Genomic DNA, 16,776 nt, shown 5'->3' with positions numbered 1-16,776 from the left:
GTTAGTGCGCGTACATAATTGCGCGTGACGAAGTAGTACCGTGGAGGCTCTTCCGGGGAGCCTCCATGTTTGATCTGAGTTTGCCGTGGTGGGAATTCATCCTGCGCGGCGTGATTGTGTATTGCGCGCTGCTAGTGCTGGTGCGCGTGTCGGGCAAGCGCACGGTAGGGCAGTTCACGCCCTTCGATTTGCTGGTGGTGATGCTGCTCAGCGAAGCCGTGTCCAACTCCCTGTCCGGCGGCGACGATTCGGTGGCCGGCGGCCTGCTGATCGCTTCCACCCTGATTGCCCTCAACATACTGCTGGCCTGGCTATCCTCGCGCAGCGACAAGCTGGCCGCCATGATCGATGGCGAAAGCGTGCTGCTCGGCCGCGACGGCCAGATCTACCATCACATCCTGAAGCAGAACCGCATCGCCGTCAGCGATGTCCAGCAGGCCTTGCGCGAAGCGAATGTGGAGCTCGATAAAGCTAAATGCATTTTTCTGGAAGCCGATGGCAGCATCACGGTGCTGGAAAAGAAAAGTTAGCCCAGCTTGCCTACCAGCGCATCGGCAAAGGCGGTGACCAGCGGGTCGGCCTCGCGGCGGGTGGCCAGGCCGACGGTGGTGAGCAGGCTGCCATGCGAGAGTGTAACGAAGTGCACGCCGGCCGGCGCGGTCAGGCGCATGCATTCAGGGACGATGGCGATGCCGAGTCCCGCCTCAATCAGATTCAGTTGCGAGGATTTGCGCGACAGCGCGCGCGCCGGCTTGGGGAAGAAGCCCTGTTCCAGGCACAGATTGGCCACCAGGTAGCTCAAGCCGCCACGGTCCTTGTGCGGGATGGAGATGAAGGCTTGCTCGCTCAGGTCGGCCAGATCGACGTTGTCCAACGCGGCCAGCGGCGAGTGCCGCGGCACCGCCACCATCAGTCGCTCGCTGCCGATCTCGCGCACCTGGATGTGCGGATGGCGGCGCAAGGTGGGCAGGCGCAGCAGCCCGATATCGGCGCGGCCTTCTTCAATTTCCAGCGTCTGGTTTTCCGACGGCAGCATCGACAGGTCCAGCGTTACACCCGGATGTTCGTCCAGCGTCTGCGCCAGCGCGTTGCTGATGCGCGGCGTCAGGATCACCGAACTGGAATGCTGCAAGCGGATCACGCCTTGCGCGCCTTTGCCCACATGGCGCGCCTGCACCAGCGTGTCGTCGATGTCCTCCAGAATGCGCTTGCCGCGTTCGAAGAACAGCTGGCCGGCCGGCGTCAGTTCGAACTGGCGGGCGTCGCGCATCAGCAGCGGCGTTTGCAGTTCGTCTTCCAGTTCCTTGATTTGCCGGCTCAGCGCCGACTGGGCGATGAACAGCTTCTCGGCCGCGCGCGAATAACTGCCGGCCTCCACGATCTCTACGAAGTATTTAAACTGTTTGAGCGAAATCACCGTTATGCCGTTTCGAGATAGATGGCCGCCGTTTTTGCTATTGGATCAAATCCGGCGCGGCCGCTAAAGTGAAGCGTCGATTCTTCATTTATGGAGCCAGCCATGTGGGAACTGATAGGTATCGTCGGCATGGTGCTGAGTATTGCAGTAAAACTGATTTACGTCCAGATCGCGGACGGCGCCAGCGAGCCGGGCGAGGATTAAAGCATCTGCCGCAGATGGCTCTTGAGGATTTTGCCGGTGGCGGCCGCAGGCAGGGCGGCCATGATGATGATTTCCGATGGCCGCTTGTAGGGCGCCAGTTGCGGCGCCAGCCAGGCCGCCAGTTCGGCCGGCGTGACGGCGTGGCGCGGGTCGGGTTCGACGAAGGCGATGATGTCTTCATCGCCTTCCGCGGCGGCCCGGCCCAGCACCGCCGATTGCGTTACCGCCGGATGCGCGTTCAGCACCGTCTCCACTTCCAGCGGATAGACATTGAAGCCGGAGCGGATGATCAGTTCCTTGGTCCGGCCGACGATGAACAGCGCGCCATCCGCATCCTGCCGCGCCATGTCGCCGGTATTGAGCCAGCCGTCGCCGCGCAGCACGGCGGCCGTCAGCTCAGGCTCCTGATAGTAGCCGCGCATGACGTTGGGACCACGCACCCACAGTTCGCCATTTTCCACGCGCACTTCCACGCCGGGGATGGCGTGGCCGACCGAGCTGTCGCTGCGCGGCGCATTGAGGCGCGTCTGGCTGACGGTGGGCGCGGCTTCGGTCAGACCGTAGCCGTTATGCAGCGGTACGCCCAGCAGTTGTTCGACCTTGGCTTTCAGATCCGCCGACAGCGGCGAGCCGCCCGCTTAGGCAAAGCGCAACTGCGTTGCCAGCTTGTTTTGCGTTCCGCCCAGCTTTTCCAGCAGGCGCGCGTACATGGCAGGCACGCCTTGCACGATGGTCAGGCGATGGTCGCGCAAGGCCGCGAGCAGCGCATCCGGCGTGAAGCGCGGGCACAGGTATAGGCAGGCGCCAGCGTACAGGGTGCCCAGCATGACCGAGGTCAGGCCGTAGACGTGGGTGATGGGCAGCACGCCCCAGGCGCGGTCGCCCGGCGTCAGGCCGCGCAGACTGCTCGATACGGCGGCGATGAACAGCAGATTGCGGTGCGTGAGCATCACGCCTTTGGGATTGCCGGTGGTGCCGGTGGTGTAGATCAGCGCCGCCACCTGCCGGTCCGACGCGGCGTGTACCGGTTCCGGCGTGCAGTGCGGATTGAGTGCGCCTAGCAGCCACTCGCCCAGCGGCGTCCGCACCGGCACCGCGTCGTTGCGCTGCCCGTGCGCGGCGGTTTCCGGCCCGGCCGGCGAGGGCAGGTAGATCGCCCGCCGCGCGCCGCTGTGGCGCAGCACCACGTCCACTTCGCGCGGCGACAGCCGGCCGTTGATGTGGACGGTCCACGCATCGAGATCGGCGGCGGCAAAACTCAGCACCACCTGCGCGACACAATTTTCGCCGATGATGGCCAGCCGGTCGCCGGGCCGCAGCTGCCAGCCGCGCAGCAGCGCGGCGGCGCTGTCCACGGCGGCCGCCAGTTCGGCATAGGTCCAGTGGCGCTGGACGTCGTGCAGCGCGTGCGCGTGCGGCGCGCGTTGCGCCCAGCGGCGGGGAATGTCGGAAATGCGGGCGGGAAGGGTGTTCAGAATATCCATGGCCGCGCATTGTGGCCGATACGGCCGGCGGCGATCAAGCCTTGATGTCGATCAGCGTGCCGAGATTCTGGTCGGCGGCCTGCACCACCTTGGCCGACAAATCGAATTGCGCCTTGTAGACCAGCGAATTGGTGGTCTCGGTGGCGAGGTTGGTGGCGCTGGGCGCATCCGCCTGCGACAGCTGCTGACCGCGCAAGGACAGCGTCACGCCGCTGCCGGCCGGCGTGTTTTCCTGAAATACCGCCTGCGCCGGCTGGAAGCCCTGCGTGTTCAGATTGGCAACTGCATTGGCGCTGTTGCCCAACGCGCGCTCGGCGGCGTTCAGGCCCGTAACGCCAGCATTAATCGCAGTGATAGCCATGGTGTTTCCCTCCAGCAAGAAGACTACAGTTTACACCGCGCACCGTTGGAATGCACGCACTGATTAAATTTCGGGCACTTGGCTGTTGCGGTTTTCACTGGCCGGCTGATTCTTGATGATCTGAAACGTATCCCATAAGAATTATATTTGTGCTATTCTTGCGCCCGATATTGTTCATAAGAAACACTTATTGGGGAAAACTGAATGGCTTTGTTTGACTTTCTAGAAAAGGAACGCACCGTCGCCGGTGCCGGTTTCAATCGTTGGCTGGTGCCGCCCGCGGCGCTGGCAATTCACCTGTGCATTGGCATGGCGTATGGTTTCTCGGTGTTCTGGTTGCCGCTGTCGAAGGCGCTGGGCATCAAGGAATCGATCGCTTGCGCGGCCGATATCGGCCTGCTGGAGCGCATTCTGTCGACCAGCTGCGACTGGCAGATTTCCATGCTGGGCTGGATGTACACCATGTTCTTCGTCTTCCTCGGCCTGTCGGCCTGGCTGTTCGGCGGCTGGCTGGAACACGCCGGTCCGCGCAAGGCAGGCGTGGTGTCGGCCGTGTGCTGGTGCGGCGGCCTGGTGATCTCGGCGCTGGGCGTGTACCAGCACCAGATCTGGCTGATGTGGCTGGGCTCCGGCGTGATCGGCGGTATCGGCCTGGGCCTGGGCTACATCTCGCCGGTGTCGACCCTGATTAAATGGTTCCCGGACCGCCGCGGCATGGCGACCGGCATGGCCATCATGGGCTTCGGCGGCGGCGCCATGATCGGCGCACCGCTGGCCGACAAGCTGATGAAGTTCTTCGCCACGCCGGATTCGGTGGGCGTGTGGCAAACCTTCCTGGTGATGGCGGCCATCTACTTCGTCTTCATGATGGCGGGTGCGCTGTCCTACCGCGTGCCGCCGACCGGCTGGAAGCCAGCGGGCTGGACCCCGCCGGCCACCAACGGCAACGCCATGATCACCACCCGCCACGTCCACGCCAGCAAGGTGTGGGGCATTCCACAGTTCTGGCTGGTGTGGTGGGTGCTGTGCCTGAACGTGACGGCCGGCATCGGCATCCTGGGCATGGCTTCGCCGCTGTTGCAGGAAATCTTCGGCGGCCAGCTGCTGGGCGTGGCCAAGACCTTCAACGAGCTGGACACCGCGCAGAAAGCGCAGATCGCCGCGATCGCGGCCGGCTTCACCGGCCTGCTGTCGCTGTTCAACATCGGCGGCCGTTTCGCCTGGGCCTCGTGCTCGGACTTCCTGGGCCGCAAGGTCACCTACGGCATCTTCTTCGTGCTGGGCTTCGCGCTGTATGCCTCGATTCCATCGATGGCGCACGGCGGCCATCCGGCGCTGTTCGTCGGTTTCTTCTGCATTATTTTGTCGATGTACGGCGGCGGCTTCGCCACCGTGCCGGCCTACCTGGCCGACCTGTTCGGCACGCAGATGGTGGGCGCCATCCACGGCCGCCTGCTGACCGCGTGGGCGGCGGCTGGTGTGTTCGGTCCCATCCTGGTCAACTACGTGCGCGAGTACCAGATCGCGGCCGGCGTGCCGAAGGCGCAGGCCTACGACATCACCATGTACGTGCTGGCCGGCCTGCTGGTAGTCGGCCTGATCTGCAACCTGCTGGTGCGTCCGGTGGCGGACAAGCACTTCATGACCGACGCCGAACTGGCGGCCGAGAAGAAGCTGGCGCACGAGCGCGACGCGGCGGCCGCGACCGGCACGGCGGTGGCGTCGAATGGCGTGACCAGCCCGGTGGCCGTGGCCTTCGGCTGGCTGGCGGTCGGTATTCCACTGGCGATCGGCATTTCCATCACGGTGCAGAAAGCGGCTGTGCTGTTTAAGTAGGAAAACTCCGGGATGCTGGCACGTTTGATCCAGATCAAACGTGTCAGGTGGGGTTAACGTAGCCTTGACGTTCGCGCCGCACTCGCGGCGACGACAACTCCCTGGCACTTAACTATCGAGGCATATCTATGTACCCATTTTCCCAAACTGTCACCCCCGCAGCAAAAACGCACATGGAAGCGCAACTGTCGTTCTTCAATGACATGTCCAAGTCCATGTTCCGCACGGTTCAGCAGTACAGCGACCTGAACATTCAACTGGCGCAAACCCTGCTGGAAGAAACCACCCAGGCCAGCCAGCAGGTGATCACCGCCCACCGCCCGACCGAGGCGATCGCCGCCGCCGCCGCCCATGCGCAGCCCACCGCTGAAAAGCTGCGCGCCTACCAGCAACACCTCTCGCGCATCGCCGCCGACACGCAAGTCGATCTGTCCAAGGTGGCGGAAGAGCACGTACAGGAAACCAGCCGCACCGCCAAGGCGCTGGCCGATGAAGTGGCGCGCGTCACGTCGGAGGAAACCGAGAAAACCCTGCGCAGCCATCAGGACGCGGTCGAGCGTTTCAGCGATCCGTTCTCGTTCCGCAACGATGGCATGCAGCGTTCGCATGGCAATGAGAGCCGTGGCAGCCAGACGCTGCAAAGCGGCCAGAACGGCACTGAAAGCCGTGAAAGCGGCCACATGCAAGGCGGCCAGGCCACCCAGGCCCAGACCGCGGCCCAAGCCGCCAGCCAGAGCGGCAAGCAGACTGGCGCTCGTAAAGAGACCTGATTAACGCTGTAAGTTGTGTAGCCGCGCCACGCGAAACCGATTCGCGTGGCGCGGTTTTTATTGGAAGATGTGTTTGAGCGATTGCGCTGCTGGCAGGGCAATGGCCCAGGCGGTCAGTTGCTCGACGCTGGCCTTGGCCAGCTTGTTGCGGACCGTTTTCGGCAGCGGCCCGAAGCGCTGCGTGAGCAGCTGTTCCAACAACGTCACCGCACCTTCCTTGCGGCCTTGTTCCAGACCTTTTTTCAGGCCTTTTTCCAGGCCTTTTTCCATGCCTTTTTCCATGCCATTATCGAAGAGCATCTGCTCCAATTGATTCATCAGTTCCATCTTGTCCTCCTTACCCAATTCGGAAGCGGCTTGCCAGTAACGTTCCTGATAGGATGGCGGCAAGACCATCATCCAGTTGATCACTTTGAATAAGATTAGTATGCGCTTTCTACTCCAGCGGTGCTTGAACAGTAGCCCGGTTAATTGCAGTTTGGCCGCATAACGTTCACTCGGTTTGTGGCGAGTCTGTCTTGTCCGCAGATGGGCTAGCGCCACCCAGGCAATTGGATTGTCAGAGGCCATCAAAGCGTCAATGCGACCGGCGTAATCGAGCAATTTAGCCATGCCGAAAGACAGATGCTGCACCAGTCCCAGTTGCTCGTGATGGAAAGCGTGCGGGCGCCAGTGGGGATCATCATCAGCCAGCAACACCAAGCTGGTCACCGGTCGCCCGTATTCCTGGGAAATCCGGTAGTTATAGTCGAGCATACGCTGCGCCAGCGATGCGTCGCGTTGTGACTGCACTTCAATATGCAGCAGTATCCATCCGCCATCGCGCAGACAGACCTCCACCAGCTTGTCTGCAATCATGCGGTCCGGGGTATCGACGTAGCCTGTCCTGGTCAGCTCCTTGTCGTGGAAACGAGGACGTTTCGACCAGTCGATCGTGGCATGAATATCCGCAAAGAAGAGCGCCATGAAGGCGTGGACGGCATGTGTTATCGCCATTTTCCAAGGCAAGTCGTAGCGGTCGGGCGGAGTGGGGGCGGACATTTTTCCAGTCTACGGTCGGGCCGGGCTTTGCCGCATTGACGGCGCGCAAAAAAACATTTTTTCCGGCCTTGGATTATCATGCTGGGCTTGACGTCTGGAGGTCGATGATGAGTAATTCCACGAACACGCAGCCGGAGTCGCTGCATATTGTTTGTCCGCATTGCGATGCGGTGAATCGCGTGCCGTCCGCGAAGTTGTCGGCGCAGCCGGTGTGCGGCAAGTGTCAGAAGGCGCTGTTCACCGGTGCGCCGGTGGATCTGGCCAGTGCGCGCTTCCAGAAGCATATCGAGCGTAGCGATATCCCGGTGCTGGTGGATTTCTGGGCGCCGTGGTGCGGGCCTTGCCGCACGATGGCGCCGTTTTATGCGCAGGCCGCGCAGCGCTTGGAGCCGCAGTTCCGCGTGGTGAAGGTGGATGCCGAACAGGCGCAGGATCTGGCCGCGCGCTATGCGATACGCAGTATTCCGACGCTGGCCCTGTTCAAGGGTGGCCGCGAAGTGGCGCGTCAGCCGGGGGCGATGGATGCACAAAACATCATCGCGTGGGCCACGCAGAACAATCGCTAGCTTTCGAAGGCGCGCTCCAGCCACTTGTGGATGCCGTCCAGCGTGCGGAAGTCGGCCACCGAGCGGCTGGCGATTTGCGGATGGCGGTTTTGCAGCATGCGCGATAGCGCGGCGCCGGGACCAAGTTCCAGCGCGACGGTGATGCCCGCTTCGGCGGCGGCGTCCATGCAGGCCAACCAGCGGATTTTTTCCGCCAGCTGGCGCGAGAGCGTATCCACCGCACGCCCCCGGTCGGTGACCGGCGTCGCGTCTATGCCGGCCAGCACCGGTGCTTGCGCCACCTGGAATGTCGCCGCACGCAGCGCCTGGGCGAATGGTGCAACCGCGCTTTGCATGTAGGGTGTATGCGACGCCACTTCCACCGGCAGCCGCTTGCTGCGCGCGCCGTTGGCTTCTATCGCTTGTTGTAGCTGCTCCGCTTGCACCGCGGGCCCGCCGACGATGCAGCTGTCTTCCCCCGTTTCGATGCTGAGGTGGTAGCCGTGTGCGATGGCGAGTGTGCTGGCGCTGGCGAGCGGCAGGCCGGTGATGGTCAGCAGCGCCTGGCCGGGTGCGGCGCGCCGGCAATCATCCATCAACTGAGCGCGTTGCGCGGCCAGCGCGATGGCCTGCTCCGGTGCGATGGCGCCGGTAACAGCGTAGGCTGACAGCTCGCCGATGCTGTAGCCTGCCACCAGCGCGGGCGGCGGCGCGAAGTCGCGAATGGCTTGCCACATGCTGAGCGTAGCGGCGACGATCAGTGGCTGCGCCTTGCGGTTGGCGTAGATGTCGCCATCAAGGTTGGTGCCGGCCAGCAGAGGGTCGGCCAGCGCACTGGCGGCGGGGCTGCTGCGGGCCAGCTTGAACATATCGGGATGCTGGTCGCCTTGTCCGGGGCAGAGCAGCAGCAGGCGCGGATAGCTCATTTGTCGCCCATTGCCGCCAGCGATTGCACCAGGCAGCAGGCCGCAAGCAAGTCCGCCGCGCCGCCGGGCGATAGGCGATGCTGCATGAAGACCTGATGGCTGTGCAGTGCTTCCGCGTGCCAGTGGATGTTGGCGGTGCCGCCTCGCGCCAGGAAACGTTCGGCATGTTCGCGCACGATCTGCGCGCCGCGCGGGCCGGCGCGGTGGTAGACGTTGCTGTCGCTGATGTGCGCCATCAGTGTGTACAGTGTATCGACGCGTTCCTCGGTGACGGTGGCGCCACGCGCGCGCGAGGCCAGCAGGGCAGGGATGCCGATCTCGAACAAAGATGGCAAACCAAGCGCACCTTCCTCGCGCGCGCCACTCACCGCGTATCGCGCAGCCACGCGCAGGCCATTGCTGGGGGCAGTCGCGCAGCCGGCGTGGGCGGCCAGTTCCTCGCCCCAGCGGATCAGCATCGCGGCGCGCAAGGCAGCGGGTGTCATCGGTGTGCCTTGCGCACAGGCGCGGCCGGCGGTGGCGCACAGTAGGCCAAGGCTGAAGATGGCGCCGCGATGGGTATTGATCCCGCGCGTCGCTTTCAGCATCGCCTTCTCTGCCGCGATGCCCAACTGCTTGAGCTGCGCGAACGGCGCGTCATCCCATCCTGCCAGGCAGATTTTGCGGAAGTAGTGACGCAGCGAGAACATGCTGCGCATGAAGGTGCCTGCATCCATGTCGTCATGGCTGCCGCTGTCCACCGGCGACACCAGTCCCGGCTTCGGATACAGACATAGCTCCGCGTGCAGGCTGCGCACCGCCAGCCGCGCGACCTCGCGTGCAAAAGCTGCCCGCGTTGCGCGTACAGCGCGCGAGGCGACGGCGTCAACGAAGATGCCCGCAGTGGCGCCGGGCTGCATACTCCCGACGGTGTCCACTCCCGCGACCGCACGGGTGAAGCCGGAAGCGCGCGTCATGGCGCTTGCGGCGGGCACTATTGCGCCTCCAGCGTCGCCAGCAGGGACGCGGCGTCGACCAGGCGCACAGCGCGCAACTCCTTGACCATCACTTTGGCTGGATGTGCCATCGCCATTTGCCATTCTTTCCACGATACCGCCGCGCCGCCGGGGAAGACTATCTCGCCGTCCAGCGGCAGATGCTCCGCATGTCGCGCCAGCAGCGCGGCGCCGTCCGCCAGATGCTGGTGGCTGGCGGGACGAAACAGCACGTCGATGTCCGAAGACGGCGACACGTACTGCAAGCCAGTCAATGCCTGCATGGCCAGCGATCCAAAGACGCGCAGGCCTGGCATCGCATCACAGAGTGCCGCCGCTTGACCGTGCCACGCGCCAGCGGCGGGCAGGGCGGATTTCAATTCGATTGCATCGCTGCTGCGGGCGATGTGCGCATGGCGGGCGCGTAGCGGGATGCGTACCTTGATGCCGTCGGCATCGGGCGGCAAGGGCAGGCCGAGGCTAACTTCATCCGCCGCCGCGTCGGCATCGAGGCGGCGCACGACGACTGGCCAGTCCCGTCGCTGCCATCGCGCCAGTGCGGCTTGATGTTCCGGCTGTGCGGCAGCAATCGCCGCCGACCAGCCGGCGTCATTCAGCCAAACCAGCGCATGACGCTCAAGGTTGAACATGGCTGCCAGAGACTACCGCGTCGATCACCGGTTGCGCCAGACGCCGCCCGCCACGCTGCAAGCCGAGCGCACTACGCCGGTCACCATCGCTTTGCTGCGCCAGCGCGTCGCGCAGATGCGCCGCCAGATCGCCATGCCAGATCGACTCCAGCCCACCCATGCGCAGGTAATTCTCCGGCCCCGGCGCAAACACCGGATTACTTTGCGCCAGCTCGGTCAGCACCTCTTCCGGCACCTTGGTGATGCGCGCCATCGCCGGCAAACCCATGACCCGGATGGTCGCATCCGGCAGCGCGTGGCAGGCGTCCGCCATCAAGCCGCTGGTGATAAAGCCGCCCGACAGCGCCTGGTCGTACACCAGGCCGATGATCTTGTGTCCCTTGCGCCGCGCCAGATCCACGCACTTGCCCAGATGCGCCATGTAGCTATTGATGCCCAACATCTCATCGCGATGGCGCAGGCGCTGGCCCTGGGTATCGATCAGCATCAGGATCGGCATGCCGGGAAAATCGCGCACCGTGCGCAGAATCGCCTGCGCTTGGGCGAGCGCGATCTCGACGCCAATCGGCGTGTGATTGGTGGTGCCGATCACCGCCACCTTCTGTCCATCCACCTGCGCGCTGCCGCACAAGAACTCATTCTGCTCAACGATGGCATGCCCTTCGGGGAACAGCGCATCCGCCAGTTTTTTCCAGTCCATCTCAAGCTCCCTGACGGCGCGTTGCCGACGCCGCGACAAAACTGTCCACATCCAGCATGGGGATGTTGGCCGCATCCGGCATCCGCATCGCGCTCCAGATATCGATCGGATCGTGCAGGCCGCCGTAGTTGTTCAGGCGCGCTTCCAGCATCTTCTGCTCCGACTCCAGCGCTTCCAGCGTCAGGCCGGTGACGCCGCCAGCCAATGCGGCCACGGCTTCCCGCGCGGCCGCGCGGAAGGCGGCGATATCGTCCGCCACGATACTCTGGCAATCGCCCATCAGATAGCGGTGCTTGCCGCCGGATGTGCGCCATACCAGCGCGCGGTCGCGCGAGTCGAATTCCTCCACGCCGTTGGCGGTTTCGATCACTTCCGGGCCGGACATGGCCAGACGTCCTTCCTCCGACATGACGACCATATTGGCGCAGCGCGTGACAATGCCCATGCCGCCGAACGCGCCATTGGCGCCGCCCACCAGTGCGATCACGGCCACCCCGGCGTCGCGCGCATCGAGCAGGGCGCGCATCACCTCGGATACCGCGATCAGGCCCGCGTTAGCTTCGTGCAGCCGCACACCGCCCGATTCCACCAGCAGCACCACAGCCGCCACTTTGTCGGCAACCGCCTTGCGCAGCAGGCCGGTGAGCTTGGCGCCATGCACCTCGCCGACCGCGCCGCCCATGAAAGCGCCTTCCTGCGCCGCTACGTACATCGGCACGCCGCCCAGCGAGGCGCGGCCGATGGCGACGCCGTCATCAAATGCCACCGGCGCGTTCAACTGCGGCAGGTGAGGGCTGGTGATGCGTGCGGATGGCGGCAGAAATTCCTCGAAGCTGCCGGCGTCGAACAGATGCTGCAAGCGTTCACGCGCGGTGGCTTCCTGATAGCTGATGGCGCGGTTCATGCTGCGTCTCCCAGCATGGTTTGCACGGCTTGATCCAGGCGCAGGCTGACCACTGCCGGCGTGGCGCCCATGTCGTTGATCGAGATGCGGATATCCGCCAGCAGCCAGCGCGCGTGGAAGTCGCGCATCACCGCTTCCCAGATCGGACCGAAACCGACGGCGGCGGTGCTGATCTCGATGCTGCACGCGCCATCCAGCGCGGCCGGCTCGATCAGCACCTCCAGATTGCCCGAACCGACCACGCCCACCACTTCCGGTGCGGCGCTCAGGCGGCGCGTGCCTTGTTCAAATCGATAATGCAGTGTTTCCATCGTGTGCTCCTTACCAGTTGCGGAAACGCTTGGGCGGATTGTACAAACCGCCCGATGCGCGCACCAGGTCTTTCATATTGCGGGCCGCCAGCAGGTCGCGTGTGGCGAGGCGCTTGTCGATACCCAGGTCTTCGGCGCGCGTGATCACGCCGCGGTCGCGCAGGTTTTCCACCATGCGTTTGTCGCGCGCCAGGCCGACCGGCGTGTAACCGGCCACGCCGCGTATCGCTTGCTCGCGTTCCTCGTCGGTGCGGCACAACAGCAGGTTGGCGATGCCTTCCTCGGTCAGGATGTGGGTGACGTCGTCGCCGTAAATCATCACGGGCGGGATGGCCATCTTGGCCTGTTCCATCAGTACCCACGCATCCAGCTTCTCGACGAAGGCCGGTTGCATATGCTCGCGGAAGGTCTCGACCATCTGCACCACCAGCTTCTGGCCGCGAGGGATGGTGTTGCGGCCCGAGCGCGCCTGCTCGCCGGCCTTGAGCCATGCCGGGCTGGCGTGCCTGCGTCCGCGCGCATCCGCGCCCATGTTGGAGGCGCCGCCAAAACCGGCGATGCGGCCGGCCGTCGCGGTGGAGGAGTTACCTTGCAAATCGATTTGCAAAGTGGAACCGATGAACATGTCGCAGGCATAGTGGCCGGCCGCCTGGCACATGGCGCGGTTGCTGCGCATGGTGCCGTCCGGGCCGATCGCAAATACGTCCGGTCGGGCGTGGATGTAATCCTCCATGCCCAGTTCGGAGCCAAACGAATGCACCGAGCTGACGAAGCCCGCCTCGATCGCCGGGATCAGCGCCGGGTGCGGATTCAGCGCCCAGTGCTTGCCGATCTTGCCGCGCAAGCCCAGCGACTCGGCGTAGGTCGGCAGCAGCAGTTCGATGGCGGCGGTGTCGAAGCCGATGCCGTGGTTCAGCCGCTGCACCTCGTACTCGGCATAGATGCCCTTGATGGCCATCATCGCCATCAGCACCTGGATCTCCGAAATTTGCGCCGGGTCGCGCGTGAACAGCGGTTCGATGTAGTAGGGGCGCGGCGACTGCACCACGAAATCCACCCAGTCGCCCGGCACGTCGACGCGCGGCACCTGGTCCACCAGCTTGTTCACCTGGACGATGACGATGCCCTGCTTGAAGGCCGTGGCCTCGACGATGGCCGGCGTGTCCTCGGTATTCGGGCCGGTGTACAGATTGCCGTGGCGGTCCGCCGCTTCCGCCGCGATCAGGCAGACACGCGGCGGCAGGTCGATGAAGTAGCGGCTGAACAGTTCAAGATATGTGTGGATGGCGCCGATATTAAGCTTGCCGGCGGATGCCAGCCGCGCCACCCGCGCCGCCTGCGGGCCGGAGAACGAGAAGTCCAGCCGCGAGGCGACGCCGCGCTCGAAAACATCCAGATGCTCCGGCAGCGCCAGCACCGATTGCAGCATGTGCAGGTTGTTGACGCGCTCCGGATTCAGGTTGGCCAGCGCATGGCCGAGGAAGTCGGCCTGCTTCTGGTTGTTCCCTTCGAGGCAGACGCGGTCACCGCATTCGATGACCGCATGCAGCAGATCGGCGATGCGCGCGGCCGGCAGACTTTTGCCATCCAGCTCAGCGCCCAGCGCCGTACTGGCGCGCTGCAATCGCGCCGCGCGATTTTGCTGCAACGTGTTCCAAGACATTTTATTTTGCTCCCATAATCATGTCAGGCAGACCGGTTGCAATCGATGGGAAAACGCACAGCAGCAGTACCGCCAGCACCATCAGCAACAGGAAGGGGAACACGCCCCAGACCACATCCTTGAGCGGAATGTCCGGCGCAATGTTCTTGATGACGAAAATATTCAGTCCCACCGGTGGATGGATCAGGCCCATCTCCATCACCACCGTCATGACGATGCCGAACCAGATCAGGTCAAAGCCGGCTTCGCGCAGCGGCGGCAGGATGATCGGCGCGGTCATCAGGATGATCGACACCGGCGGCAGGAAGAAGCCGAACACGATCACCATCAATAGTATCACCGCCAGCAGTACCCATTTGGACAGGTGCAGGCTGACCACCCACGCGGCGGCCGACTGGCTGATGTGCAGGTAGCTCATCACATAGGAATACAGCAATGACATGCCGATGATCAGCAACAGCATGGTCGATTCCTTGATCGACGAGCCGAGAATCGGCGACAGGTCTTTCGGCTTCCACACGCCGTAAATCACGGCCAGCAGGGCCAGCGCCAGCAGCGCGCCCAGGCCGGCCGTTTCGGATGGCGTGGCGAAGCCGCCGTACAGCGCCACCATCACGCCGATCAGCAGCACGATGAAAGGCAGCACGCGCGGCAGCATCTCGACTTTCTCGCGCAGGGTGAAATGCTCGTCTTCCAGATAGGCCGACTTCTCGCCGCCTTTCTGATAGATGTCCAGCGCCATGCGATATTCCTTGCGGGCGCGGTAGACGGCGTAGCCGGCAAACAGCACCACCAGCAGGATGCCGGGGCCGATCCCGGCCAGGAACAAGCGGCCCAGCGACTGCTCGGCCGCCACCGCGTACAGAATCATGGTGATCGACGGCGGCAGCAGAATGCCCAGCGTGCCGCCGGCGGCGATGATGCCGGCCGCGAAGCCCGGCGAGTAGCCGCGCTTGCGCATCTCCGGAATGCCGGCCGAGCCGATCGCCGAGCAGGTGGCGGGCGAGGAACCGGCCATGGCCGCGAACAGCGCGCAGGCAAACACGTTGGCGATGCCAAGACCGCCGGGGATCTTGTGCATCCAGGTGTGGATGGCGGAATACAAGTCCTTGCCAGCCGGCGATTTGCCGATGGCCGCGCCCTTCAGGATAAACAGCGGGATCGACAACAGCGTGATCGACGCCATCTCTTCGTAGACGTTCTGCGTGATGGTGTCCAGCGAGGAGGGCGGCATGAAGAAGTACATGAATGCCGTGGCGACGACGCCGAGCGCGAAGGCGATCGGCATCCCGGAGAACATCACCACCAGCGTTACGGCGCCATACAACGCGCCCAGGGTCAGTTCACTCATGCTGCTTGCTCCGGTTTGTTGGTCAGGCGGGCCAGTGTCTGCAACAGCAGTTGCAGCGACAGCAGCGTCATGCCGGCGGCCATCATGGAATAGGGAATCCACAGCGGCGGCGCAAAGGTGGAGGAGGTCGTCTGGCCGTCGACCCAGGCCTCATGGAACAGCAGCCACGATTTCCAGGTGAAGAAGGCGCAGAACAAGGTCGAGACCAGATCCACGAACAGCAGGCGCGCGGCATTCACGCGGCGCGGCAGCAGGCCGGCGATGGCTTCAATGCCGATATGGCCGCGATGGTATTGCACGTAGGCGGTGCAGAAGAAGGTCACGCCGACCAGCATGAACACCGAGGCCTCGTCCTGCCAGTCGGTGGGCGCGTGGAAGAAGTAACGCGACACCACCGAGTAGGTCAATACGATCGCGGTCAGGACCACGGCGATCATGGACAGCGCCATCAGCCCGCGATTGAGTTTGTCCAGCGCCGCCGTCAGCGCCGCGATGACGGCGTTGTCCGGCGGTGCTGGCCCGCGCGACGGCGTCAGTTCCACGCCGTGGCTCATAGCGTTTTCTCCGCCAGCTTCAGCAGATTGGCGCAGCTGGGATTCTTCTCGCCATAGTCCTTCCATGCGGTGGCCTTGGCGATGTCCTGCCATTTTTTCAGCGCGGCCGGATTCATGTCGACCACTTTGGCGCCGGCTTTCTGGTAGACGTTGGCCACCTGCTGGTCGTCTTCCTTGGACGATTTGAGGGCGAAGGCTTCCAGTTCGGCGCCCACGGTCAGCAGCAGTTGCTGCTGGTCTTTCGGCAGGCGGTCAAACACGGAGCGCGACATCATCAGCGGTTCCAGCATGAACCAGTAGGAGCCGGCGCGCGCGGTGGTCAGCGCTTTCGACACTTCTTCGAGACGGAACGAGATCAGAGAGGTGGAAGAAGTCAGCGCCGCTTCCATGGCGCCGGTCTGCATGGCGGCGTAGATTTCATTCGACGGCAGCGTGACCACGGCGGCGCCGGCGGCCTTCAGCATCAGGTCCATTTCGCGCGAACCGCCGCGGATCTTCATGCCCTTGGCGTCGTCCGGATCGACCACCGGCTTGCCGCGCGACGCCATGCCGCCGCCTTGCCAGATCCAGCTCAGCATCACGATGCCCTTGTCGTACAGGATGCGCGCCAGTTCCTTGCCCACTTCCGCGTTCTTCCAGCCATAGGCCTGGTCGTAGGAGGTGACCAGGCCGGGCATCAGGCCAATATTCACTTCCGGGACTTCACCGCCGGCGTACGACAGCGGCACCAGCGACAGGTCCAGCGCGCCCTTGCGCATGGCCGAGAACTGGGCGTTGGTCTTCATCAGCGAGGAACCGGGATAGATCGAGAATTTGAGCGCGCCCTTGGAGCGCTTCTCGACCTCGGCGGCAAACATGCGGGTCAGGCGGTCACGGAAATCCCCCTCCGTGAGGGTGCCGCCGGGGAACTGGTGGGAAATCTTGAGCGCGGTTTGCGCCCAAGCAGGTTGCAGCAACAAGGGGCTGGCGGCCAAGGCTGCCAAGACGGACCTGCGGGTGATAACGCTCATACATCCTCCAAGGGTGGGTGAATTATGCAACGTGCTATTTTATGTATACAAGAATAGCGGTTGCGAATACATTGT

17 protein-coding genes and 1 pseudogene are annotated in these 16,776 nt (G+C 63.8%); 4 read left to right on the top strand and 14 right to left on the bottom strand.

Annotated elements, in window-relative coordinates:
• The first annotated feature begins 65 nt into the window (after positions 1–65).
• On the top strand, positions 66–530 hold the full coding sequence (locus GM676_RS03720; RefSeq protein WP_155462049.1) for a DUF421 domain-containing protein: 465 nt from the start codon (positions 66–68) through the stop codon (positions 528–530).
• On the opposite strand, the gene GM676_RS03715 is transcribed toward GM676_RS03720, so the two are convergent.
• The 3 genes and pseudogenes from GM676_RS03715 to GM676_RS03705 form a co-directional block, all read right to left on the bottom strand.
• Positions 527–1,417, bottom strand: coding sequence for a LysR family transcriptional regulator (locus tag GM676_RS03715; protein WP_371866096.1), 891 nt, complete (start codon positions 1,415–1,417; stop codon positions 527–529). The two genes, GM676_RS03720 and GM676_RS03715, sit on opposite strands and share 4 nt — an antisense overlap.
• A 200-nt stretch (positions 1,418–1,617) precedes the next feature.
• Positions 1,618–3,105, bottom strand: a pseudogene (locus GM676_RS03710) (class I adenylate-forming enzyme family protein).
• 34 nt (positions 3,106–3,139) lie between these two features.
• Positions 3,140–3,466 carry a flagellar basal body rod C-terminal domain-containing protein gene (locus GM676_RS03705; protein ID WP_155462048.1) on the bottom strand — a complete coding sequence of 109 codons (327 nt, stop codon included), beginning with the start codon at positions 3,464–3,466 and terminating at the stop codon, positions 3,140–3,142.
• 204 nt (positions 3,467–3,670) lie between these two features.
• Here GM676_RS03705 and GM676_RS03700 point away from each other — a divergent pair, with 204 nt between their 5' ends.
• Positions 3,671–5,302 carry an OFA family MFS transporter gene (locus tag GM676_RS03700; RefSeq protein WP_155462047.1) on the top strand — a complete coding sequence of 544 codons (1,632 nt, stop codon included), beginning with the start codon at positions 3,671–3,673 and terminating at the stop codon, positions 5,300–5,302.
• A gap of 173 nt (positions 5,303–5,475) precedes the next feature.
• The gene (locus GM676_RS03695; protein ID WP_229262520.1) at positions 5,476–6,072 is read left to right on the top strand and encodes a phasin family protein; all 597 of its coding nucleotides are present in this window, start codon (positions 5,476–5,478) and stop codon (positions 6,070–6,072) included.
• Positions 6,073–6,129: 57 nt separating this feature from the next.
• Here the strand turns inward: GM676_RS03695 and GM676_RS03690 are convergent, their stop codons facing one another.
• Positions 6,130–7,113, bottom strand: coding sequence for a DUF4351 domain-containing protein (locus GM676_RS03690; protein ID WP_155462045.1), 984 nt, complete (start codon positions 7,111–7,113; stop codon positions 6,130–6,132).
• A gap of 107 nt (positions 7,114–7,220) precedes the next feature.
• Here GM676_RS03690 and trxC point away from each other — a divergent pair, with 107 nt between their 5' ends.
• Positions 7,221–7,679 (top strand): thioredoxin TrxC, encoded by a 459-nt coding sequence (gene trxC / locus GM676_RS03685; RefSeq protein WP_155462044.1) that lies wholly within the window; start codon positions 7,221–7,223, stop codon positions 7,677–7,679.
• Here the strand turns inward: trxC and GM676_RS03680 are convergent.
• From GM676_RS03680 to dctP, 10 genes are read right to left on the bottom strand one after another with little or no spacing between them, the layout of a single operon-like run.
• Complete coding sequence (locus tag GM676_RS03680; protein WP_155462043.1) at positions 7,676–8,584, bottom strand: ACP S-malonyltransferase; 909 nt, start codon at positions 8,582–8,584, stop codon at positions 7,676–7,678. The two genes, trxC and GM676_RS03680, sit on opposite strands and share 4 nt — an antisense overlap.
• The gene (gene mdcB / locus GM676_RS03675) at positions 8,581–9,540 is read right to left on the bottom strand and encodes a triphosphoribosyl-dephospho-CoA synthase MdcB (protein ID WP_229262519.1); all 960 of its coding nucleotides are present in this window, start codon (positions 9,538–9,540) and stop codon (positions 8,581–8,583) included. Before mdcB ends, GM676_RS03680 begins: the two co-directional genes overlap by 4 nt.
• A 17-nt stretch (positions 9,541–9,557) precedes the next feature.
• On the bottom strand, positions 9,558–10,208 hold the full coding sequence (gene mdcG, locus GM676_RS03670) for a malonate decarboxylase holo-[acyl-carrier-protein] synthase (protein ID WP_155462042.1): 651 nt from the start codon (positions 10,206–10,208) through the stop codon (positions 9,558–9,560).
• Positions 10,195–10,908, bottom strand: coding sequence for a biotin-independent malonate decarboxylase subunit gamma (gene mdcE / locus GM676_RS03665; protein ID WP_155462041.1), 714 nt, complete (start codon positions 10,906–10,908; stop codon positions 10,195–10,197). Before mdcE ends, mdcG begins: the two co-directional genes overlap by 14 nt.
• A 1-nt stretch (position 10,909) precedes the next feature.
• The gene (locus tag GM676_RS03660) at positions 10,910–11,812 is read right to left on the bottom strand and encodes a biotin-independent malonate decarboxylase subunit beta (RefSeq protein WP_155462040.1); all 903 of its coding nucleotides are present in this window, start codon (positions 11,810–11,812) and stop codon (positions 10,910–10,912) included.
• A complete protein-coding gene (gene mdcC / locus GM676_RS03655) occupies positions 11,809–12,123 on the bottom strand; it encodes a malonate decarboxylase acyl carrier protein (RefSeq protein ID WP_155462039.1) in 315 nt (104 codons plus the stop codon). Before mdcC ends, GM676_RS03660 begins: the two co-directional genes overlap by 4 nt.
• A 10-nt stretch (positions 12,124–12,133) precedes the next feature.
• Positions 12,134–13,786, bottom strand: a complete 1,653-nt coding sequence (mdcA, locus tag GM676_RS03650) for a malonate decarboxylase subunit alpha (protein WP_155462038.1) — start codon at positions 13,784–13,786, stop codon at positions 12,134–12,136.
• Position 13,787: 1 nt separating this feature from the next.
• The gene (locus tag GM676_RS03645; RefSeq protein WP_155462037.1) at positions 13,788–15,137 is read right to left on the bottom strand and encodes a TRAP transporter large permease; all 1,350 of its coding nucleotides are present in this window, start codon (positions 15,135–15,137) and stop codon (positions 13,788–13,790) included.
• Positions 15,134–15,691, bottom strand: coding sequence for a TRAP transporter small permease (locus GM676_RS03640; protein ID WP_155462036.1), 558 nt, complete (start codon positions 15,689–15,691; stop codon positions 15,134–15,136). The genes GM676_RS03645 and GM676_RS03640 overlap by 4 nt, the downstream gene beginning before the upstream one ends.
• Complete coding sequence (gene dctP / locus GM676_RS03635) at positions 15,688–16,701, bottom strand: TRAP transporter substrate-binding protein DctP (RefSeq protein WP_155462035.1); 1,014 nt, start codon at positions 16,699–16,701, stop codon at positions 15,688–15,690. The genes GM676_RS03640 and dctP overlap by 4 nt, the downstream gene beginning before the upstream one ends.
• Between the last annotated feature and the right edge of the window lie 75 nt (positions 16,702–16,776).

It is taken from the genome of Duganella radicis (assembly GCF_009720825.1).
GTDB lineage: Bacteria > Pseudomonadota > Gammaproteobacteria > Burkholderiales > Burkholderiaceae_D > Rugamonas > Rugamonas radicis.
Note: the sequence above shows the minus strand (reverse complement) of the source record. Positions and strands in the feature narration are given on the sequence as shown.